Here is a 26056-nt window from a genome sequence, read left to right as displayed (position 1 = left end):
ATAGTTCTCCGATCCTAATTCAAAACTTTACTCAGCCTTAAAGTTATTATATTACTACATTATTTACTTTAGTTAATTGCAATGAACAACTTTATATCGTCAACGATTACGTTTCAGAGAAAAATTTAGACATGAAATTAACTTTTATGTTGTAGTATAAAAAAATTACATGACATTAAGTTGACTAACCAACAGTAATGTGAATGATAAATTATATGCGAAAATCTATAATGTAACTCCGCTTTCTTACTCAAAAACAATAGCACAGATTGTACTATCTAAAAAATAGAAAGACCTTACTAAGGCATTAACTGATAAATTAAACTTTCTTGTTAATCACCTTATAACCACGGTAATAACCATCTTCAGTTATATGGTGACGCAAATGAGTTTTACCTGAAGTTTTATCTAAAGACACTAAAGTAGCAGTTAGTGCATCATGTGAACGACGCATACCTCGTTTTGAGCGAGTTGGTTTATTTTTTTGTACAGCCATTATTCTGACTCCTGAAGTGCTAATATTTAAACTAGATAATATAGTAAATAAATTTCATTTTTCATTTGCGCGCATAAATTAATAAAATATGTTTTCTCTAGATATTTTATAATTTTTAAAATCATGAGTTAGTATCACTAATTAAAAAAATAATTACTTTCTCTTGGATTACTTTGAACAAATTTATTTCACTAAATTTATCAATGATAACTAATTTATAGCATTGTAATTACGCTTGAGATTTTCACTGCTTGACAAAAATAAAATTATATAACATTTAACCCTAGGACTGAAAATTTTTTTTGAAATGTTGATACGATAACGTGACATCTAAATGAACACACATTTGTTATTATCATCAAATACTGACTATTACTTTAAATACTATTTTGTGTACACTATTGTAATCTGCACTAACTACTCATTCAGTAATATATATTATCTACGAAGCATTGTAACGCTTAATCATAAGTCAGTGTATGTTTCAATCTCACTTTAGCCATCACACTCATTCAGGATTAATATTTATTTTATATATAAATTTGCATCATTTACTATGCAATGCATGATAATCACATATAAATACGAAGTACACTTACCTTGCCACTAGTAATAACCGATTAAGCAACAGATAATGTAAAATGAATTAATATATTTTCTATCATATAGAGAAAAATATAAAATTAATTATTTGAATATCTGTCTTCAAATATCTAAAAACTATTTAAACACTAAATAGATTTTACTAATTACCTTAGATATCAATAAGAACAATATACAAAATAAATCTCATAAAATTTACTTAAACGTGTAGAACTTGTAAAACTAATTCTATAAGAGAATTCTAAAATCAACATTTAATAATTAACTTCAATAAATTTATCGTTAAAAATAATGATATCATATCTCAATTTCTAACTTTTAAAAAATGCTTTCAAGTAATTACAAGTCTCGTCTATCTATAAAATTATTTTATATTATACTATATAAATTGTACCGATTAATCTATCGACACTAAAAAACACTAATATAATATAATAAACGATTTATAGTCTATTAATCGCTAATTACACAATCAAGAGATATGGAAATATATTTTCATTATTCATTAAAAAACTTAATCAATATCTTCTACATCTTCATCAGAATATGTTTATATATCTTGTTACTTAACATACTTAAAATCTGCAACTCAAAATACGCTCATTATGTTATTTTACCTTACTTAAGTAGAAATACTAATCTAGTATCGTATTATTCTATCACATTAAGTAAATTTATTCTAAATTAGATAACAGGCATACAATTAATGAAAAATAATGAAGAAAGATACTAACTTATAATATTTGAATTTCTTATAGAATAAAATGTGAAATATGTAATACAATTAAATAACAAAATATATTATTGTTGAATTTTATATATACGTAAATATTTTAAACATTGCACAAGTCTATGAGATAACGGCGCTTCTAGTCTAATCTGAGCCCCTGTTTTAGGATGAATAAATTTTAAGACACTTGCGTGCAAGAATAGTCTGTTTAAACCAGTGCGTACTAATTGACTATCAAATTGTTGATCACCATAACGATTATCAAAAGCAATTGGATGACCTATATGAAGCGTATGAACACGAATTTGATGGAGCCGCCCTGTTACAGGACTAGCTTTAACCAATGTTGCGCTATTAAATCTCTCTTCTATTTGAAAACGCGTTTCGGATATTTTACCTTCTGGATTCACACAAACATATCGTTTACCACTTTGTGGAATGTTTTTCAGAAGTGGTGCTTGAACAACTTTAATATATGATGGCCAATCGCCACGAACAAGCGCTATATAATCCTTTTTTATTTTCTTAAGACGCCATTGTTCATGTAATCTTCTAAGTACAACGCGTTTTTTAGCAACTAATAAAATGCCAGAAGTATCTCTATCTAAGCGATGAACCAATTCTAAGAAACTCGCTTCTGGTCGTAAGGAGCGTAATCCTTCAATAACACCAAAACTCAAGCCACTTCCTCCATGTACAGCCATTCCTGATGGTTTATTAATGACCAATATTGAATCGTCTTCATACAAGATGCAGGCATTAAGCACTGACACCTTATTTAATTTAGGCGAAATATGTATAGGTTCACGTGTTGCTACTGTTATAGGTGGTATACGCACCCGATCACCTACTACAAGCTTATATTCTGGCGATATACGCCTTTTATTTATTCTTACTTCACCTTTTCGGATACTTCGGTAAATCCTGCTATTAGGAACACCTTTTAATTTTGCCAGTAAGAAGTTGTCTATACGTTGTCTAGAGTTGTCATCATTAATATCAATAAACTGAATTTGATTTTTTCTTTTCATTCGGGAATATACTAACTCTCTTTAATTAAATTATGAGTATTTTTGCAAGGAATATCATACCGATTCCAAAAATTTTTATCTTTTTTAATTTAATTAAACAATAGCTTATTAGTGATAAATCTAAATAAAATTTTAATATAACTAACGTATCAACATTGCTATAATATTGTCATCAGTAAAATAACAAGGCATACCTTTATGTTTGATAAGTTAATGCTTAGTATTCATACATACCTAAAAGCATTTAAGTTACATATTTCACAATAAAAATTCTTTTTAATACAAGACACACCGTTGAATATAAATAACTATATGATTTTAGTATCTTAAATATAATAAATTCCATACAAAGTCAAATATAAAAAGTATAATAAATTTATTATTCAATTGAAAATTATGAAAATACGTAATATATTTAATTAAATCAAATAATTAGCGAGCAACGGATATTAAATTTTTGGGTTAGGAGTTTCCGTTTATTACATTATAACGGCTTCCTGATTAAGAACACTGCATTTTAAATCTAAAATTAGGTTCACCGAATATGAAGCGTCTCTATACAAACGACTGCCGGTAGGCAAGCGATTTACAATAGGCTCCCTTTTTCGTTGCTCTATTATTTAAAAAATAAATAATAATGAGTAAGTAACAATATGAAAAGAATGCTAATAAACGCAACTCAACAAGAAGAGTTACGTGTTGCCCTTGTTGATGGGCAACGTCTTTATGACTTAGATATTGAAAGTCCAGGTCATGAGCAAAAAAAAGCAAATATCTACAAAGGTAAAATTACTCGGATTGAACCCAGTCTTGAAGCTGCTTTTGTAGATTATGGTGCCGAAAGACATGGTTTCCTGCCTATTAAAGAGATTGCCCGCGAATACTTCCCAAACAATTATCACTCTCAAGGCCGACCAAATATTAAAGATATCCTTAAGGAAGGTCAGAGCATTATCGTTCAAGTTGATAAAGAAGAGCGAAGTAATAAAGGTGCAGCACTTACCACTTTTATTAGTTTAGCCGGAAGCTATTTAGTTTTAATGCCAAATAATCCGCGAGCAGGGGGTATTTCTCGTCGCATCGAAGGTGAAGATCGTACTGAACTAAAAGAGGCTCTCTCTTCACTGGAAATTCCTAATGGTATGGGTCTAATTGTCCGCACAGCTGGAGTGGGTAAATCTGCTGAATCTTTACAACAAGATTTATTATATCGCCTACGCCATTGGGAAGCAATCAAAAAAGCCGCAGAAAATCGCTCTGTACCTTTTTTAATACACCAAGAAAGCAACGTCATTGTTCGAGCATTCCGTGATTATTTACGTCCAGATATTGGTGAAATTCTAGTCGATAATCCTAAGATTGTTGAGATGGCAAGAACTCATATCGAAGCTATTGGTCGTGCTGATTTTTCTAGTAAAATTAAACACTATATTGGTGATGTACCTCTATTTAGTCATTATCAAATCGAATCACAAATCGAATCTGCATTTCAACGTGAAGTTCGACTTCCATCCGGCGGTGTACTTGTTATTGATACCACAGAAGCATTGACTGCTATTGATATTAACTCTTCTCGATCGACTCGTGGAGGCGATATTGAAGAAACAGCATTTAATACAAATCTTGAAGCTACTGAGGAGATTGCACGTCAATTGCGCCTTCGTGATCTAGGTGGTCTGATTGTTATTGACTTTATTGACATGACTCCATTAAAACATCATCGTGAAGTAGAAAATCGTCTACGCGAAGCCGTTCGCGAAGATCGAGCACGTATTCAAATCGCACGTATCTCTCGTTTCGGTTTATTAGAAATGTCACGTCAACGTTTAAGTCCATCTTTAGGTGAATCCAGTCATCATGTATGCCCTCGTTGTTCAGGAACAGGAACTATTCGCGACAATGAATCTTTATCGCTTTCTATTCTTCGTCTTATTGAAGAGGAAGCATTAAAGGAAAATACACATGAAGTACATGCAATAGTACCTGTACAAATCGCTTCTTATCTTCTCAATGAAAAACGTAAAGCTGTAAGTGTAATTGAAACACGTCAACATCATGTCAGTGTTGTAATTGTTCCTAACGAACAAATGCAAACACCTCATTTCCATGTCATTCGTATTCGTAACGGTGAAGAAGTAAACACTCTAAGTTATAACTTAGCGCAATATCACGAAAGTGAAATACTTAACGGTATTGATGAATCTGTATCAGAACGTAAAGCACCTGAGAAGCCAGCACTTTCTGCTTCTGCTCTACAAGAATCCGAAGAAACTATTAATGACACTGCACAACTAAAAGAAAATAAAATTTGTACTAAAACTGCCAAGCTTAACTCTCAAACTACACAATCTGAACTAGATTTATTTGGTAAAATCGCAGTCTTTTTTAAAAAATTATTTAGTGAAGAAGACATTGTTGAAGCAATAGTCGAAAAGAATCATAAAAATAATAGTAATAATAAACGTTGCAGTAATGATCGTCGCAATAATAATAACAACTTTGACTACGATCATCATCACGAAAGTCATGAAAACCATGCTAATGATAATATACAATCTAATGATACAAAGACTTACAAAGTAATCAATAATAACAACAAAAATAAGCGTGATGAGAAAATAATAGATCATTTTCATCAAAATACACAGCAACAAAAACACTGTAATCAACGCTCTGAGTATCGTCAACGTCAAGAAGAAAAACGCCAAAAACATCAGGAAATAGCCCCGCAGTATTCAGCTCAAAATACAAATCATACCCAGCCTGACATAGATAATCTACAAACACGTCCGATTAGACAAGACCGTCAATTAGCACAAAAAGTTCGTGTTACTGCTTCTCTTGAAGCTATAAAAAAAAATACCACTGTTGCTATCTTTAGAGAAAGATTTCAAAAACTAGTGACACCTATTACTACATTACCAGAAGTAACTCAAATCAATTCACAAGAAAATATACTAAAAACTCCTAATATTAATAATTTACAAGATCTATCTACATGTGATAAAAATCAGAAAGAGATAATCACACCACGTCGCTCTCGCCGTTCACCACGTCATTTGCGTGTCAGTGGTCAACGTCGTCGTTATAGCAATGTTCGATCTTTAACTAAATCACCAGTATCTTTATTTTTAGCAGTCGTCTCACCGGAGCTTGCTTTTGGTAAAGTATTAATTAATTATCCAATTATTCAACCAAAAAAAACTACCGTTGTTATTATTACTAATGAAGAAATGCTCGAACAACAAAAAAATTCTAGAATATCTAATACTGAAGTAATGAATATGACAGCATCACAGTATGTTGCATTCACGCCTACAGAAAAAACTACCAAAAACGTTATTATTGAAGACATTGTTATTACTCAAGGAATGGAAGTAGATACACTTTCTGAAACATTTAATAAAAAAGCTATCAATATTGCACAGGGCATTAAACCGCGAGAAAAACGTATTATTACCCCACTACCAAAACAGCATACACAAGAAATAATCGTTCAAAAAGATATTCAATCAGAATACATTATTGACACTTTCCCTATAACTAAAGTTATGTTACAAACTAATACTAGTATTAAACAAACTATTTATAAACATTCTGTTAAAGATATAAAAAAAACACAACATCTTGATTTTAAGGCTAAACCTAAAATAAAAACAGCTATAGTTGTCCCTGTTAAAAACATGATCAAAACAATTCAACCTACAAATTCTACGAGTAAAACTACTTGTCATGCGTACTCTCCAAGGACAAAAGCGCAAGCGTACAACGATATCGAATCAATATTGGACATTAAAGTTTACAAACGTGAAATCTCGAAGTTTGTTGGTAAAGGTGGCGCTGGAGGACACGTTGCCACAAACCGATCAAAATCGAAAATGACAAAACCAACTAATATTGATTACTGAGTGACAGTATAGATTATAGCCCATTCTTAATGTGGGCTAACTGCATCTTATTAGCTAGAATAGCTAATACACATTTTAAATATATAACACAAAAATCTTTAATCTAACTTTAGGAGATAAAAAAGAAATGTTAGTGATAAGTGAATGTTACTTATTTAGTAACTTTTTGAAGGTCTAATGCTACTTTTCTTTAGAGAACTTACATATTAATACAAGCAGTACAAGTCAAAGTCTATTTTTAAACTATTTCAATGACTCTAGTTAAAAAATCACTATATTTTCAGAGAATTACAAAACTCAATAATGCTAAATATTTTCTAAATCAAGTCAAATATCGTTTTATAAACGATATTTGACTTTATATATTGTAGTAGTTTAAATTTAATGTTCGCCTTAACATAAAATCTCCTACTCTTAATCTCCTAAAGATTTACTGTTAAAAAATTAACACTGTTTAGATATACTTTGATATTAGTACACAAGTTAGTGCTTTATCTTATTTTTATTTATATTAAGATATGAAAATTACTTTGTAATGATTGATGATGCAACTGAGATAACTAGTACGCAAATCATTTTTCTAAAATTAGTATTATAATAAAATTACAATCCTGTTTTACAAGATTAACTATAGTCAATTATTATTATGATTAGAAATAAATGACTTATACCAACCTGCAAAAACAGTATTAAGATTATCAAATCTTAACTCTATTTAACCTATTATCAGGATTAAATTTTAACATAACTACACCGATCATACATTAACAATACACATAACATGAACGTCGCATGCCCTTCAAATAATATTCATTGGAAATTTGATGTTAAATAAAATAAATAATAACAGATTTTCATATTATATTAAAAAGTTTTCAGTAATCTTATTAAGATTGCATTAAAAGATTGCCTGCAATAAGATATTTTTACTCTCACAAAATGATAGCGCTAAAGTTAACAGTGATTTAGTGAAAAATATAATTTTAATAAAAATAAATCCTTTCCGTATAAATTTTTTAAATCTTTATAAGACAGCCTTAACAAGTTAGAAGAATAAAATAACTGTTTAAAACTTTTGATTTACTGTAATAATAGTACAACCTTGACAATGTTTTAACATAAAATTTAAATACATATGTTAAGTATACATAACTGTTATTTTTTAATCATAAACCATACTAATATAAAACATGAACCTTTAAAAGTGAAAATCATCTTTCAACAATGCTCATGCAATACTCATGAATATTACAAAATATATTTAGCTATACTTAGCTAAATTTTTTTAGTTTATTGTATTATTTTTATGTCATTAATTAAGCCGTAAAAACGTTATATCTATTAATGGTTTCGTAATTATTACATTTATTTATTTACTGTTATTTAAGTAAATGATAATACCTTAAAATTCATAATACAATCAAAACATAAAAGACATGTAAATCAAAATACATTCAAGCCGAATAAGAAAATATAAAAACGCAGTTAAAGAAAATATCTACGCTATATTCAAAATATTCTGCGGCATAAAGAAAGCCACTGAATATACATGCATGAAATCAAAAATTACTATAAGTACACTAGATAAAAAAGTAATAAACTCTTTTTAAACAATACTTAAAATTAAGAATTGATATTGCTATATTAGTAATACTCTATTACGCATTTACAACAATATCATAAAGCGTAATATTTTTTTATTTACATGTTAAAATTCAATATTTTCATAATTTTTATGTAAACTATTCACAGTATAACTCACGAAACTTTTATAATAAACTAGATCGTAATCATACCCAACTCTACTCTACTAATACCTATCATCTGCTCCACAGATCATCAAAGAAAGTGCTCCATCATGATTTAAACGACTTACTACTATGAAATTATAGTATTAGAGTGATTAAATATAATACTTTATTAGATAATTAAGCGCTTATAAAACTTTTATTATTTAAGCTAATTAAAGAATACTTACAAATATTTAAGATCAATAAGTAAATTTTTCTCTGCAAAAATATAAGATAATAGACTAACAAAAATCTCTTCAGAAAAACGAATCAGAATACATAAAAGTTCTTATATTACAATCCTGATTCTATACAATCGAAAATTATTAATACATCAAAACAATCACTTGAGAAAAATGAAAATTATTATTAATTTTATCTAATTATTAAAAATAAAATAATTTATTAGAGATATTCCAACTATTAATTAACATTGTAAATTTACTGCAGATTAAGCACTATAATTATTAAAATTAACTAAATGCTAATATCATTATTTGACTTCTTGCATATATTAATTACATATCTCTTGAATGAATTAAATATATCACAACGTTTTTGAAACGCTCTAAGGTATTGATGATGTACTTGTAATCAAGTATAAGCATTGTAATCATGAAATATAATCATAAATATTTTCATTTTTAATAATTTTATTATATATTTTATTTTAGAGTTAAACACATAAATCTATTTCAGGAAATTATACACTGAATTTTCTATACTTAAAAACTATCTCTTAAAAATAGATTGATATCATATGTCTTAAAATAATTAAAATACATAAAATATTATACACAGCTATTATTTATAATATCTGATTAGAATAAACAATGATATAATTTAAATAACTACGTACAGCATTTATTTACAACATAATCTACTGAATATTAAAGGATTCAAATGTGATGTAATATATTTTAATATCAATATATTATAAAAAATTTTATATATTTATTGATTGAACAAAAAAGAATTTTATTTAGTATTTTCAATAATCATAATAAAAGATTACTTTCTATTTTCACTTGTCGTTATTTCTAATTTTATATATGATTATATATGATAGATTGTCCTATATTATATTTTTTCCAAGAAAGATTATTTTATTTACTTAAAAAGTAAAATATAAATAATAATATTCATCAAAATTAAAAAAGTTTTATCATAATGAATATTAGAAAACTAGTTTTTATATATCTTATATATTAATAGTTATCAGATACTAGATGATCTTATGTATTTTATGTATCTTATTACTTAATATTTTCTTTTAAAATTAATGACAATATAAAATGTTTTTCTTTATAGAACGAAGTCAATATATTTTTTTAAACTATACACAATTAAATTCTAAAAACGCTTTAATATAAAAAAATTTAATGCATAGCTTAATAATGTTTTCTAAAAAGATATTACGCTCTCACTTGCAACACATATTATTTTAAAGTTTTAGTGATAGTAAAATAAATCAAAGATTATAACCTGTAAAAACTATAATTATTTTATAGTTAAGATTAATATTAATTATTCAGCACTAAAAAGATTTCTATAATTTAACTTAATAAATCCCTATATTATTAATTTATTATACTTAATAATACTATAACCAACTCACATAAAACTAATTATAAAATTAAAGAATTTTATTTTCTAAACAAGTAACAATACAAACACATTTTTCTATACATTTCCCACTAAAACATTTTATTATAATAGTCCACTTCAAAATCTTTAAAATAACTTTGATAATACCAGTAAAATTTTAGAATATAATAATAATCTTTAACAAAAATCTTTAATTATATTCTAAAAAAACTACAATAAAACTGTCTTATAAAAAGTCTCCACAGAGGAAGAACAACATTTTCTATATTCATTTTCTGACTAAACGTATTTTTTGAGTTAAATAGTAACAATGAAAAATTATTGATAATGAATTAAAATTATACACATAGTAATATTCTTAAAGCATACATAATAATTTTATTACTCAACATTTTTTGTTATACACCGAAATATTACTTCACTATTACTCTATTAGTGATTGATATTATTAATATACTAAAGAATATTATCTTTAATATTCTATATAAAAATAATTACAAACATTAATAACTATTTTAACCAATATTAATTTATCAACCTATAATAATTTTCATTATGCCAATCTTCTTGTGATGCTTATACGACATCACGTTAGAGAACACAGAATAACACTCATGCTATATTATTGCATGAAATAAAATCTTTAGCAAAATATGCATTAAACTTTATTAAAATTAATAACACTTAAAATTAACACATCTACAATGGTTATTCCTAATTACTTCAACTTCTTAATCATATTATTATTTCTGTTTTGATTTATATTAACTCAGTATATAGATATGAAAAATTATCTAATATTTTACAGAACAGAAAAATAAAAGGCTAAATAAAAATGAAAAACAAGTATATTTAGGCATATTGCATAACTCTTCCATGCTCAGAGATTTTATTCTGATCAATAAAATAAATATTTAATTATACAATCTTACACAGAGATATTCTAAATATAGAGTTTATAACGTTTTGATCTTTATAACTACATTTAAAACATAATATGTTCTATCTAAAAATTTTTTTCCTAAATAATTGCTATATCTATAGATTGCTAAATTAAGTAAGTATTTCATAGACAAAAAATCATTCAAGAAATTTTTAATTATAATATTCTTTATTATAAGTTCAATTACATAAAGTTAAGTTGTTATATCTAATTGAATCTATTTTATTATGCAAATTTTACCATCACGATAGTTTTTTAAAAAAATATATCTCTACTCTTAATATTTATACGTCAACGATCATAAAATTATATTAGTATTACAATCACTATTAGTATTTTCTCTTTTTAAAAGAATGCCACATTTATATGTGGCACTCTTTTAAAAAATATTTAGTGAATGAGTTTCACTAATCATCGCTTTGAAAAACACAACAGTATTAGAAGACAATCTAATACAGATTGTTTACACAACGTTAGGTAGATATCCGGGTTGGAATAAAAATTTTTATTAATATTTTTATTGACTCATACTGCTACTTAACTTTTGTGCATTATGAAAGAATGCATAAAGAAAATAATCTTTAAAATACAATCTAAGTAGTATTTTAAAAACATATCGGCTTTTAGTAAACATTATCTAATTAGAATAGAACTTTAAATTTTTAACAAGACTTAAGTTACACAACACAAATGCGTCAGTATTTCTGCTATTTGTAACATTACAAATGATTCATGCTGAAAATCAATAATTCTCTAATTTTTTCTACATACTAAAATTCAAATATGATTTTTTTAAAAGTTATACAAAAAAATTTTTTACAAAATAACACAATTAAAAAATTAGTATAAAATTATTTATACATTTTATCATTGAAAAACTTAAATTATCAATCATATTAATAAGAAATTTATTATATTTATCATAAAATTAGTTTTATAAAAACACGTACATATAACACAGTTTACAAAGTCAATCTAAGAAAAAATCAAATAAAAAAATTTAAAAACTTTGAATGTGCTCCTCCAGCTGGACTCGAACCAGCGACATACGGATTAACAGTCCGCCGTTCTACCAACTGAACTATAGAGGAATTGTGATATTTTTATAACAAAATATATTACCTACTTTATTTGTATATGTAAAGTATAAATGTAAAAAACTAAAAATTATCTTAACTATATAAAAATAAATAAAAGAATATTAAATTCATCAACAAAAGCGAGTATTTAAATACTTAAAACAGTTTTTAGATACGGTTCAATTTTTCAATAACCAAGTTAAAAATTTAACAATTCAACATTTAAATATGCCATAATAGTATAAAGTTCATCACATTTACTCTCTAAAAAATTATTTGTAGATCATAGATTCATCTAAAAATTTTACTCACACTGCATCCGGTCTTGCACATATTTTCAAGCATGTAAGTAAGTTTTTTCTAAAAACTACAAGTTATTACAAGATCTTTTTGTGGCTATAATATTGTCTGTTTTAACTAAAATTAATTATTTACACCTTTAGTATATACTAGAATATATTTCATTAAATTAACAAGATTGTGCTCTCATAATCATTTTTTACAAAATGTACTTAGACTTTAAACTTTTTTGTACATCTATGATCATGAGATTAGTGTTAATATCGCAATTTCAGGTGACATAAATTTTGCTAAATATATTTTTTGATTCTTGCTTTAGTGGGCTCTCATCTATTTGAATAATTTTCTTTCTAAAGTTCTAAATAGTTATATACAACACTCTCCTAAAAAATTTCGGGAACGTATGCAGTAAAAAGCACTTTTAAGAATATACAATATTGCATAAATATATTATCTATATTATATTTCTTATAATATACATTATAGGATACTGAAAATTTTTTATTTTTAAAATATTTCTTGATTGATATCACTCCTGAAAGATTGTCCTATTCAGAATGAAATACATGGAAATAATGACGTTTAAAAAAATCAAATATGTTCTATACTTAATTCATATAAAATAGTTGCTATTATCTTCAACTCATGAGTTAATAAGAAGTGGTCTGTATTAAAGTTCTATTTAATATATAATTACTAAGTTAACGTACTCTAAAGAAGAAAGTTATCCCAGATAGTTTTTGACACTGATATTTTATCTTGGTTTTTTAATTAAATAGTTGACTCCAGCCAATATATGCCGAAAAGGCAAGTTTTTTTGATGTTATATAGGAAAAGTTAAATGTCTGACAAAATGAAAGGTCAAGTTAAGTGGTTCAATGAGTCTAAAGGCTTCGGTTTCATCACTCCATCTGATGGTAGCAAAGACGTTTTCGTCCACTTCTCTGCCATTCAAGGCGCTGGTTTCAAAACTCTGGCAGAAGGCCAACAAGTTGAATTTACAATTGAAAACGGTGCAAAAGGCCCAGCAGCTGCTAATGTAACTGCAATTTAAGTTAATTTACTTAACTAATTTTAAAAAGCTCGTTATTTTTCATGACGAGCTTTTTAATTCTAAATACACTGTCTGCAGCTAATAAGATATTATCAGATGAGTAATTGAAAAAACACTTTTGAGATTGCATATACATTTAAAATAACACAAAATAATCTCATAAAAAATAATAATAATTATTAAAATATCCTATTAAATATATCATATATTTAATATTTTTATACCTTTCTACTCTAGCGAATCAGATGTATAATAAAAACATAGAAAAAAATGATTTTTTACTCAAAAACCTATTTTATACAATTATTATATAAATATTTTATTCTGCTTTATACACTCTATATGACTTCTTATATTTTTTTGAACAAATCATAATTTGAATAATTAAAATTATCATAAGCAATTTAATTATTAGCTAATAATTAATTATCTATTTTCTTTAATGAATTTTGGTCATTAATAGTCAGTTCTTGTTGTAATTTATATTAATTTAAAATACAGAAAAATCTTTAATTCTAATCAAACAGTATGTGATAGCGGGTCTTGCTATCAAAATATTTTTTCTACTCACTAAAAACTTAAATTATTTAAAATATATATAAATATTTATAATAAAAAATTTTTATGATTTTAAACTTAATTCTTATTCACACAAGAATTAACTAATAATTTTTCAAAAAGTTACTCACTAAGAATTCAGTGAATGTATATTCTATTATACACATAATCAGTACACTTAAATTATAAAATTGCACACATATTTACTAAGAATTAAAATGATTCTATAAAATATACGAAAAAATAGTATTAATAAACAATAAATTACAAATTAATAAGTTTATGCTAAAAATGCACTACAGTATTTATTTGAATTTTATAATATGTATCATAATTGTCCTAGTCACATTTCTAGATTAATTACATAGATAATCAATTTTACAATCTCATATAATTCATCGTGGTAGTGGTGAAGATCGGAGTCTTAGTTCTTATTTAGCACATCTACATACTAATAATTGTATTTTGAGTAATGTTCATTTTTTTTAAAATTAACGAGATATTATCTAAAATATTAGATATATAACATATATCACAAAATATTTTTCTCTCAGACTATATTACCTATCACAGTCAAACTGTTAAATACCATTTGAACGAATATCAGTATAAAAATTATTTAAAACTTTTTTAATGTTATTATTTCATACATCTTCTCTGAACAAGAAAATTACATGATAATAATGTCAATTAATAAAATATTTTAACACATTAACCCTTGATTATTAAATAACTACACACACAAAAACGTTAGGCTTGGATACGTAGAAAATATTTATGTACTTACTATATATTCTACAAATAATAATTTATCGTACATACTCTTAAGTAATTTTATAGAAAATTTTAGATAAAACTATTGTTAAATTAAATAATCAAGACTATTAGAAATATAAAAACCTAATAAAAATGTTAAATAATTTGATTAGTAAGGCTTTTATTTTAGAGTTGGTAATAACATGAACAATGCATTCGTAAAGATTAGTGAAAATAACATGAATACCTATTGATAGTTAATGCAAAAAAGATAAAAAATTTGCAAAATTAAGTGATATATTAAGATCAATACTTAAAATTGACTTTCATTAATTTATAATGAGGAATATTAATATTACGTAAAAAATAATTTAATAAATTTTAATTTGCAAACAAATCGTTCATATACTAAAAAATATATAAATAGACACCCAGTAGTGCTACAGAAGTAAAATTTTCATGAATGGAATATATCACACATTTTAAATGCAACAGTTAAGACTGCAAAAAGATCGTAGATTCTATACTTTGAAACTAATCTCTGAATATTAGATTATTAAAAAATGTCACTACATATTAACAATTCTAAGAGGTATTTAAGAAATTATTTTCAGTTTATTAAACACATTTTTATTTTCTTTCTAGGATATAAAAAATTTCAATAGAGCATAAGAAAATGTATACACATAAGGGTATAATGAAAATTTAGAAAATGCCTAAATAATGTTTTATAGTCATTTACATAATACAAAAAACATAAATTTATTAGTAATATTAAAAAATAATAAGTCTATTACCTCTAACTCAAATTTTATTATAGAAAATTAGCTAATAGTTTCTTGATTATTAGTAATTATAGTATCTAACGTATTATCTTTAAAAACTAAATATTAAACGATAGACAGTATCTTGATACACATACAAAGTCAGGAGTCTCATGAATCAGCAATATGCCGCAATGCACAGTAATGTTAATATGCTAGGTAAGCTACTTGATGATACAATCAAAGAAGCTTTAGGTAAAAATATTCTCGATAAAGTTGACTCGATTCGTAAGTTATCAAAATCATCTCGGACGGGCAATGAAGTGCAACGTCAAAAATTACTTATGACATTACAAAATCTTTCTAATGATGAATTACTACCTGTTGCAAGAGCATTTAACCAATTTTTAAATCTAACTAACGTCGCGGAACAATATCATAGTATTTCACCACATAGTGAAGAAAAAAGTAATCCTGTTTCATTAAAAAAATTATTTAACCGTTTAAAAGATAAAAATATTACAAAAAGTGATATTGGAAAAGCCGTTAAACAATTATCACTTGAGCTTGTTTTAACTGCTCATCCGACAGAGATTGCACGCCGTACTTTAATCCATAAACTAGTTGAAGTGAATACTTGCTTATCGCAACTCGACTCTCATGATCTTGATAATTATAAACGTAATAATATCATGCGTCGTTTGCGTCAATTAATTGCTCAATCATGGCATACTAATGAAATCCGTAAAATCCGTCCGACTCCTATTGATGAAGCTAAATGGGGCTTTGCTGTAATTGAAAATTCTTTATGGGAAGGAGTTCCTGCTTTCTTTCGTGAATTTAACGAACAGCTAAAAGAGTCTATTGGTACAGTTTTGCCTCTTGAAGCAAATTCAATTCGCTTTACTTCTTGGATGGGTGGAGATCGTGATGGTAATCCAAATGTTACTGCAGAAGTTACACGTCATGTCCTCTTACTAAGTCGCTGGAAAGCAGCGTATCTTTTTTTAAAAGATATTCAGATACTTGTTTCTGAACTTTCCATGACTGAAGCAACACCAGAACTACGTATACTAGCTGGTGAAAATATTGTTGATGAGCCTTACCGAAAAATAGCTAAAACCCTTCGTACTCAGCTATTTTCTACTCTAAAATATTTAGAAGACAGGATTAAAGGAAAACAAATATTACCTCCAACTAATATTCTTACTGAAAATACACAACTCTGGGAACCGCTATATGCATGCTACAAGTCATTGATATCTTGTGGTATGAGCATTATCGCAAATGGCTCATTATTAGATACATTACGTCGTATACGTAGCTTTGGTCTGCAATTGATACGCATTGATATACGGCAAGAAAGTTCTCGTCATACAGAAGCGCTATCTGAATTGACAAAATATCTAAGATTAGGTGATTACTCATCTTGGTCGGAAGAAAAAAAACAAGAATTTTTACTCTCTCAACTTCAATCTCAAGACTCATTAATTCCACATAACTGGCAGCCAAGCCCAGAAACAAAAGAAGTTTTTGAGACATGTCGTGTAATTGCAGACGCAAAAAATGACTCTATTTCAGCATATGTGATTTCAATGACAAAAGTACCATCTGATATTTTAGTAGTTAAATTATTGCTAAAAGAAACAGGTGCTTCTATTTTTTTATCTGTTGTACCTCTATTTGAAACTCTTGAAGATTTAAATAATGCTGAGAGCATAATGATACAGCTATTAAATATGAAATGGTATCGCAAGCTAATAGACTCTCGTCAGATGGTGATGATTGGTTACTCTGATTCTGCAAAAGATGCTGGCGTAATGGCAGCATCATGGGCGCAATATCGCGCTCAAGATGCGTTAATTAAACTATGCGATAAAGAAAAAGTCACATTAACCCTATTTCACGGTCGTGGTGGAACGATTGGCCGTGGTGGTACACCAGCATATTCAGCATTATTATCTCAGCCACCAGGAAGCCTTAAAGGTGGTTTGCGTGTCACGGAACAAGGTGAAATGATTCGTTTTAAGTTTGGGTTACCACAGGTTGCAATTAGTAGTCTTGCTATCTATACTAGTGCTATTTTAGAAGCAAACTTACTACCGCCGCCAGAGCCAAAAAAAGAATGGAAAGTAGTGCTAGATTCACTCTCTAATATTTCCTGTGCAATGTATCGCAATTTTGTTCAAGAACAACCTGATTTTTTAGCTTATTTCCGCTCAGCAACACCAGAGAAAGAATTAGAAAAACTACCATTAGGCTCTCGCCCCACAAAACGTCGACAAACGTGTGAATTTAAAACATTGCGTGCTATTCCATGGATTTTTGCATGGACACAAAACCGATTAATGTTACCAGCATGGTTAGGTGCAGGAGCTGCATTAAAATATGTTATTGAAAAAGAAAATAAACAAGAAATCTTAGATGAAATGTGTTTAAAATGGCCCTTTTTTAATACACGTATCGCGATGTTAGAAATGGTGTATGCGAAAGCAGACTTATGGCTAGCAGAATATTATGACCATCGTTTAGTTGAAAAGCGTCTTTGGCCTCTTGGTTTGAAACTACGTAACCAACTATCAGAAGATATCAAGAGCGTCCTTGCAGTCTCTAAAGATGAGGAATTAATGGCAGATTTGCCTTGGATAGCAGAATCAATTACATTACGTAATATTTATACCGATCCACTAAACTTACTACAAGCTGAATTGCTATATCGTTCACGTCAACAGAAACAACCAGATCCACGTGTTGAGCAAGCGCTGATGGTCACAATTGCTGGTATTGCAGCAGGTATGCGAAATACAGGTTAATAATGTTTAGTTAATCCAGTATATTTTATGGATTAACTAATTTAATTTAAAATTACCATATAGTATATAAACGATATATTAAATACCCTAAATAGGAGATATTTTATGCTGTACTACTGTATAACTGTTAGTTAATCAATTTACCATACTAATTTTAGCACAAATAATTAAAAATTTTTTATCAACCGATTAAACTGACCTGTTACGAAAAACTAAGATCTAACACCCAGTACATGACAAATAGCATAAGTCAACTCAGAGCGATTCAGTGTATAAAAATGAAAATCTTTAATACCTTCTCGGCTTAAAATTTTTACCATCTCTATAGCAATCGATACACCGACTAAATTACGACTTTCAGGATCATCATCTAACCCTTCGTACATTTTTCTCATCCATAAAGGAATACGAACATTAGTGAATTTAGCAAAAATTTCAAGTTGACGAAAATTAGAAACAGGTAAAATACCCGGTACGATTTCAACATTAATACCTATTACTGCACAACGATCACGAAATCGAAGATAATTTTCTATATCAAAGAAGAACTGAGTAATCACACAATCAGCACCTGCATCAATTTTTTGTTTCAAATTTATTAAATCAGCCTGTGCACTTTTAGCATCAGGATGAACTTCAGGATAAGCCGCAACTGCAATATAAAAATTAGCTTCTGATTTAAGTAATCTTACTAAGTCTATAGCATACATTTTAGGTTTCCGGCTTTTATCTGTAAAGTCACCACGTAATGCAACAATATGTCGAATACCGTCATTCCAATAATCACGAGCAATTATCTTTAGCTCATCTTTTGAAGTGTCGATACAAGTTAAATGAGGAGCAGCAGTTAAACCGGTATTTTTTTTGATATCTTTAACAATCTTACATGTTGTATTACGTATACTAGCATTTGCACCATAAGTAACAGAAACAAATTTTGGCTTTAAATGTTTTAACTGATCAATAGATTTCCATAATATTTTTTCCATTTCTTTAGTACGAGGAGGAAAAAACTCAAAGGAGACATTAATTTTCCCATTTAACTCTACTAAATTTTGATTTAATACTTCACTCTGATGTGTATAAAAAAAACTCATAATGCATCCTATATGAACTTTAGATTTTTAATAAAAACATGAATATATTTTAATTTATATTTAATAATCTTTGCAGCATTTATAAAAAGATTACTAAATATACATAACATTTAAAGATTAACTTAAAATTATAAAATGAATTCCATTTTATTATCTTAATGACTTCACATAGTATGTGACATCTAACATTCAAATATAATTTACCATATAACAATGATATATTAACATATACCATATAGATTCAAATAATTATATACAGAATATAAAAACATCAAAACATTTCACTATATCCAGAAGGTGCATGATGAGTGAAATTACATCAAGTAAACTTTACTTTTCACCATAACACGTCATTTCATACTGAAAGATGTTACCCTCATGAGATTTTATGAGTCTTTTCCATGTAACTCCCTATTTTTATATTAATACCATAAAATTAGTATTAGTATCTTTCTGATTACTATAAACACTAGTTTCAAAAATCACTATAGTTTAAAACCTACTTTAGTTCAAGTTTGCTTGATTTTCGTAAGTTCTTTTTCCAAAAAAATATAATAATTCTATTAATGATATTTATACGAAATATCTTAAAAAAATCTCCTTTAGGATAAATGTTTTTGAGTATCTATAAGAAATTCAACAAATGTTTTATATAGATTGTTTTTCTAAACACTCTGCATTTTAACTATTTTAAAAATAAAGCTCTATCTATTAAAATATTTTAATCGCTTTCTTTTCTAGACACTTTCTGTCACAATATAATAAGTAAAATAATTACTTTTAAAAAATAATCACTAATAACCTATAAGACTGACTTTATAGCGTGATCTCGTTCATTGCGTAACTGTATGATAATAGCATTTTCGCAGGTAACGTCTTGTATTAAAAAATAAGATTTTATTTTCTCTATTAGATGCAATATGTTTACTTAAATATACACAAGATAATTTTATATATCACGTTTAGATATAACATCACTATATTTTCGTATATCAACTTGGGAATAAAATAGCAGTATATTCATATATTTTACAGAAACTACAACAGTACACATGGCTAAACAATCTAAAATTTTTATAAATTATAAATGATTCATTTTATGTTATAAAAATTTTCTATCCAATTCTATATTCTCTACAGAGGACAACATACATATTTTATAAACTTATACCATATCATATTATTTTTTAAAAATTATTCTCTCCTCTTCTCACGCTTTTATTTCACAATGATATAGCTTAATGACTAAAATATTTACAGCTATTTTCATTAAAATATATACGTTTATGTTTTATATTCACGACCTTTTAAGAAATGCGTACAGATTTTTTAATACGTTAATTGAAGAAACTTTAAAGTTTATTTATTATTTAACTTAATTTTAAGTACTTCTTTGAGAATTATTTATGTTAACTAAACAGTTTAGTTTTACTAAAATGAAATTAATAAATGAAATTCAATAGTCATTTTTGAAAACTATACTCTCTTCTATATACCTACTACAATTTTCTATAAGATATTTTTTCTTAATAAAATTACTACAGAATAATTTTCAGCATTTTCATATACCCAAAACAATCTATGATTCTCTATTTCTTTTATTAATATTATTGCAAGAATGTAGTAGACAAAGTGTCTTTTAAATTAAAAATGAAGATGAGTATTTACTGTTCACTTTTTCATTTTTAAGAGTTAATAGATTTTTTAAAACTTAATATGGAGTTTTAATAATAATCAAGAAATTAAGTAGTAGTAATATAAAGAACATAATTTCAGTGAATTTAAACTATTCAACTATCCTTTTTAAATTAAAAAACATTGAGAAACAGTGAGTACTCAATTAAATTCATTTCATTACTGAGATACGTAGAGGGTATAGCATTTTATCTAGAATTGTTATTGCGTCTGATTGAAAAATGCAAACACTTATTAAATATCAATAATCATATTGTAATAAGTATTTTTTAGTATTAGTATGAAGATCAATTAATGTTCAATCATTCTATAAATTTCTTACTGTATTTTTACAAAAATCATTTTATTTTTATACAATATACATTGTAATACTAATTTGATCCTTTAAAATATTCATTTATTTGCTTGTAGATTGATAACTCAAATAAATTTAAAATAAACTGAATTCTTTCTTAGAGTAATAAATAACTGCATACTTTATCTTTCACTTCTGTTAGCATACATAAGTATATTATTAAAATTATTTCCTTGAATATTTTGAACCTCATTAAAATTAATTAACTTTAGTCAAGTATCATTTATTCTCAGAAATCAATTTCAAAACACCATTGAAATCCTCACAGATATACTATAAGTACTAATGCCCGGTAAACATATAAAAAATACAAAGACAAATTAATATTTATAAATAATTCCGATGATTAGTGAAAAATATATTTTATTATGATGTACAATAACTAACCAAACATACAAATAATTGCATATATTAAATTGTAAGAAATAATTATAATCATTTACTTATAAATAGTTACGTGAATTTAAGATATTTAAATGTCTGTTAATAACAATATTAAACGCATTAACGTGAAAATGCATTGCGCTTCAATTAATAAAACTGAAAATCACTACACAAATACAAATACAAATACAAATACAAATACAAATACAAATACAAATACAAATACTAAATTATATTAAATAATTTTAAAATATTAAAAAAGCTAGAATGTTAATTTGAAAACTATCAAATAATGACATAAAGAAAAAATTAAGCTATTTTTATAACATTGAATTAATAAATCTCTACAATGGCAGTATTAAGATTACCTATAAGTCTGTTAAATAAATTATCAATTATTTCATTAACGACTAGAATTACTCTGACTGATCTAACATAAAGCTCTAAGTATCAAAATAAATATCACTCAATAGATATTCATCAATTTTAAACGAATGGCAACATTTAATATTACTTCAATATATCTAAATAGACATTACGAAAAACTAAACTGTTCAAATTAATAATAAACTGCTACGCAAAGAGATTGATTTCTACTATTTATTTCTACTATAAAAGCAAGCACTGAGTGATATTTTAAGTAATTACCTTCCCTGAAACATAAAACATGATATTCAACAAAATTAAGAAAAACCTAACTAAATTATTAAATACTCACCTGAAGATTGAGTTTTTTTAATAATAAATATTACTAACGATAGGGTCATTTTTATGTATACATGATTACTATTAATCTAATTTGTATAGTGATATTACTTTAAAAAATAAGAGACTAGTCTGAGTATTTTTATTAGATATTATCATTTTAAAGTAATCAAAACTGTTCTATGCACATAAATGAATAACTCAATGAAATACTCACGCTCTTATATATATAATATTCATAAATATTCCTAAATTATAATGATGTAATGTAAGATTACTATAATTTTACTAACATAGAAGTTACAGTGCATTCTAAAGTTATACACCATAGTTCACAATAGAATAAGCACCATATCTCTTTTTAAAAAATATTAATAGCTATAAATTAAGCTTATGAACAAACGACAATACTATAAAGACTTAAGATCATATCATAAATATAATAATTTCATTATGTAAGTCATTGTTATATGGTTAAGATACGTAAAGTTTTTTAGAACAAACAAACTTTATCTTTACTTTTGCTTTTATCTACAAAACCTTATTAGTTTTGACATAATAAGCATTCTCCAGAAACTCTAATGTTGAAAACCTAATGTCTGATAAAAATAATCATAATACACTGGTTAATCGCTTCAGGGGATATTATCCTGTTGTTATTGATGTTGAAACAGGTGGATTTAACACTAAAACAGATGGCCTACTTGAAATTGCTGCCATCACACTAAAAATGGATAAAGATGGCTGGCTATCTTTAAATGAAACACTCCATTTTCATATTGAACCATTTGAAGGAGCAAACTTAGAACCTTCTTCATTATCTTTCACAGGTATTGATCCAAACAATCCTCTACGTGGTGCTATTAGCGAGAATGAAGCATTACGTACAATTTTTAAAATGGTACAAACAGGTATGAAAAGTGCTGATTGTAACCGAGCAATTATTGTCGCACATAATGCGACTTTCGATCATAGTTTTGTAATGAATGCCGCGAAACGCGCTGATTTAAAACGTAACCCCTTCCATCCATTTGTTACTTTTGATACCGCAGCTTTAAGCGGTCTTGTTTTTGGACAAACAACTTTGGCTAAAGCATGTGTAACAGCAGGCATTTCTTTTGATGGTAAAGAGGCACACAGTGCACTATACGACACAAATCGTACCGCTCTTCTATTTTGTGAATTGGTTAATAAATGGAAAAAATTAGGTGGTTGGCCATTATTCTTCACTAACGAAGAGGAAAGCTCTAAATGAATAGAGCTTCAAAAAATCATATTAGCATTAATATTGAAAGTTAATATGATTTTTTATTTTATAAAAATATCAGGATGTTACTACTTTACACTATCCTCATCTGGTGGGCGACATTTATTAACAGCTTTTGTAAGCAGTGATTTTAGCTCACCACGTTGATGCATTTCCATGATAATATCGCATCCACCTATTAACTCACTATTGACCCATAGTTGTGGAAACGTTGGCCAATTAGCGTACTTTGGTAATTCTGCACGGATATCTGGATGTTGAAGAATGTCAACATAAGCGAAACGTTCACCACAATCAGAAAGTGCTTGCACTGCCTTGGCAGAAAAACCGCAATTTGGAAACGTAGGAGAACCCTTCATATAGAGAAGGATTAAGTTTTTTTTAATTTGATTTTCGATTTTTTCAATTGTCTTCATTATAATTCCTTAAAAAATGCACTAGTGTTTCAGTCAACAGAAACTATAGATTATTATTATATTACCTACTATCAATCAAAAATATTAACTGCTATGATAAAACTTTAATTCTTGTATGCAATATTACAATTTTATAATAGAATTAGTATAACATTTTAAGTTATAAAAAAATAAAATTTAAAATTATACTTTAAATTTTTCTGCTTTAATTTATTAACACTCTTTTACTATTTCCATTAATATAACCATTTAAATAAACTTACAATAGATTAATTGACAAAGGTTGTTAAAATAACTTATATTACAAATAATTATTACAGATAATAACTATATTATAGATATCTCTCTGCTTTATAATTAACGAAATAAAAGACGATAGTCTCTCTTCTGTCTACATTTATCACTAATTATAATAAAACTTAAGCTATTTCTATTTAATTAATTTTATGAGAAAACATCTAAAAATACTCTGTGACTCAATAATAAAATTACATAATTTCTTTTAAATCATTCAGATTGACTTTTCGTAAGATGTACTAAAGACTTATATACAAAACACAAATAATTATCACCATAATAAGCATTAGTATATTTATATAATTTATACATTCTATTATCTTAATGTTACAAGATTCCAAGATATTTCTCTGGAATGCATCACGAAAAACGTAGATACTATGCGATATTTTTACGCATACAATATTTTTTACGCAATATCAAGATAATTATTGTGAAACTGATAAAATGAAGAAAATATTAACATACTTCGCACAGGCTCTGTAAATATCATTGATATTTGTTCAGAAAAAATTATGTACCTTAGGAATCTGTTATTTCTTAAAAATAAAAACTATACTAAAAGTATAGAATGTCTTGCATATTAGTATCTCTCATTATATATAACGTAATGCTTGAAAATTCTACCCATATAACCAGTATTTTCTAATACATTATCCATACACAAAAATGATTATACAATATAAAAATTATGAAATTATTTTTTCTATCTATAAGATCTTGTTGTTACTATATTTGTACAATATAACTCTTGAGTATCTATAAAAGATATTATGTAATATCATAATCCATTTTATTGATTCATCAATTTTCAGAAACCTCATCTACATTTTAACGATTTTCTCATCCATAATAATAATCATTGTATTAAAGTTTGAAACATTAATAATATACACTGAGGTAACTATTTTTTTATATCGCTTCAAGAAGTTTTAGGCTCTTTCTAATTGTTTCGCTCTTTAAATTTTACACTCACAATGTATGAAGATATACTATGATCAGTATTATCATATATATCCCCAATAGCATCTATTTTACAAATAGAAAGCGACGTACAAAATATTTTATACACATATATAAATCAATTTCTTGAATACATAAGTATAATGAGAGACTAAATAATAATAGTTTAATTTATTAAAGCATCGTTCAATTGATATAGACTCTGTAAGTTTTTTTCATTCTGAGAAAATACATACAATAATAGTGTTTAAAAAATGTCAATAAAACTCTCAGCTGTTAATCTTTTTTTAATAAACTATATAAATTTATATGTTTTTATCATCTTAATCATCGTTTTTATAGAGTATAGTTTGTAAAATAATAAAAATTATACGTATCACTAATATAGTGTATGATTTATTTTAAACATGTCAATATTGATTTTAAATATATTATAGGTAAACA

8 protein-coding genes and 1 tRNA gene are annotated in these 26056 nt (G+C 26.6%); 4 read left to right on the top strand and 5 right to left on the bottom strand.

Features of this window, described 5'->3' with window-relative positions; translation table 11 throughout:
- Positions 1-319: 319 nt before the first annotated feature.
- Together rpmF and rluC are read right to left on the bottom strand one after the other, a co-directional pair.
- Positions 320-496: a 50S ribosomal protein L32 gene (rpmF, locus tag GFV14_RS01410; RefSeq protein WP_457914559.1), complete on the bottom strand. Its 177-nt coding sequence runs from the start codon at positions 494-496 to the stop codon at positions 320-322.
- A 1404-nt stretch (positions 497-1900) separates the two neighbouring features.
- The gene (gene rluC / locus GFV14_RS01405) at positions 1901-2860 is read right to left on the bottom strand and encodes a 23S rRNA pseudouridine(955/2504/2580) synthase RluC (RefSeq protein ID WP_457914558.1); all 960 of its coding nucleotides are present in this window, start codon (positions 2858-2860) and stop codon (positions 1901-1903) included.
- Positions 2861-3513: 653 nt separating this feature from the next.
- Between rluC and rne the strand changes: the two genes are divergently transcribed.
- Positions 3514-6768, top strand: a complete 3255-nt coding sequence (gene rne, locus GFV14_RS01400) for a ribonuclease E (protein ID WP_457914557.1) — start codon at positions 3514-3516, stop codon at positions 6766-6768.
- A gap of 5359 nt (positions 6769-12127) precedes the next feature.
- On the opposite strand, the gene GFV14_RS01395 is transcribed toward rne, so the two are convergent.
- Positions 12128-12200 (bottom strand) — tRNA-Asn (locus GFV14_RS01395).
- Between the two features lie 1129 nt (positions 12201-13329).
- On the opposite strand from GFV14_RS01395, the gene cspE reads away from it, so the two are divergent.
- Both cspE and ppc read left to right on the top strand, forming a co-directional pair.
- A complete protein-coding gene (cspE, locus tag GFV14_RS01390) occupies positions 13330-13542 on the top strand; it encodes a transcription antiterminator/RNA stability regulator CspE (RefSeq protein WP_457914556.1) in 213 nt (70 codons plus the stop codon).
- Positions 13543-15793: 2251 nt separating this feature from the next.
- Positions 15794-18433 (top strand): phosphoenolpyruvate carboxylase, encoded by a 2640-nt coding sequence (gene ppc, locus GFV14_RS01385; protein WP_457914555.1) that lies wholly within the window; start codon positions 15794-15796, stop codon positions 18431-18433.
- 212 nt (positions 18434-18645) lie between these two features.
- Here ppc and metF read toward each other — a convergent pair whose 3' ends face one another.
- Entirely contained in the window at positions 18646-19530 is an 885-nt protein-coding gene (gene metF, locus GFV14_RS01380; RefSeq protein ID WP_457914554.1) for a methylenetetrahydrofolate reductase, read from the bottom strand.
- Between the two features lie 3734 nt (positions 19531-23264).
- Here metF and rnt point away from each other — a divergent pair.
- The gene (gene rnt / locus GFV14_RS01375; protein WP_457914553.1) at positions 23265-23924 is read left to right on the top strand and encodes a ribonuclease T; all 660 of its coding nucleotides are present in this window, start codon (positions 23265-23267) and stop codon (positions 23922-23924) included.
- Positions 23925-24004: 80 nt separating this feature from the next.
- Here the strand turns inward: rnt and grxD are convergent, their stop codons facing one another.
- Positions 24005-24352 (bottom strand): Grx4 family monothiol glutaredoxin, encoded by a 348-nt coding sequence (grxD, locus tag GFV14_RS01370; protein ID WP_457914552.1) that lies wholly within the window; start codon positions 24350-24352, stop codon positions 24005-24007.
- Positions 24353-26056: the final 1704 nt, after the last annotated feature.

It is taken from the genome of Candidatus Hartigia pinicola, assembly GCA_020541205.1.
GTDB lineage: Bacteria > Pseudomonadota > Gammaproteobacteria > Enterobacterales > Enterobacteriaceae > Hartigia > Hartigia pinicola.
This window is presented reverse-complemented; position numbering and strand designations above follow the sequence as displayed.